Raw genomic sequence first — 524 nt, 5'->3', positions numbered from 1 at the left:
CACTTCGGCAACCGCTCCGACTGCATCAGTTTTTTTAGAACCTTTCGCTGGTCTGCCCAGCTTTTTGCCGGTACGCACAGGCTTATCAGTCAAGTCTAGCTCAATACTCGCATTTTCAATGCGTTTTTCAAGTGAAACGATAGCTGCAAAATCTTCACGCAAGTTGCTCATAGAAAGTTGCTTTCCCCTAGAAAGTAGCTCAAAAACCTTGTGCCCTAGCACAGAAAATTTTTCATTTCGAGCGCGTTCTAGGCTGGCTATAGAAAGCGTCTTGTTTCCTTTCTGATACCACCCGCCAACAGTTTTAGAAACTGCATCAATAATACTACTCAAAAGGTCAGTGCCATTGGATTTGTCCATCATTATCTCCAAAAATGATTTATTCTGACAACACTTTTTGCACAAGATAACCTATGCGCAAATGTTGCCAGTATATTATACCAAGCATAAACATATTCACAACAAGCATAAACAATGCCACAAAAAACCACGTCCGCGTCACAAAAAATGAAGATATATCGCCA

At 41.0% G+C, this 524-nt stretch carries 1 protein-coding gene; it reads right to left on the bottom strand.

All coding sequences use genetic code 11. The annotated features are described in order from the left end of the window. Positions 1 to 360 (bottom strand): hypothetical protein (locus AC1MDJ_RS08560; protein WP_479690482.1); only part of this gene is annotated, 360 nt, incomplete at its 3' end. Positions 361 to 524: the final 164 nt, after the last annotated feature.

Source organism: Candidatus Termitispirillum reticulitermitis (assembly GCF_054655775.1).
Note: the sequence above shows the minus strand (reverse complement) of the source record. Positions and strands in the feature narration are given on the sequence as shown.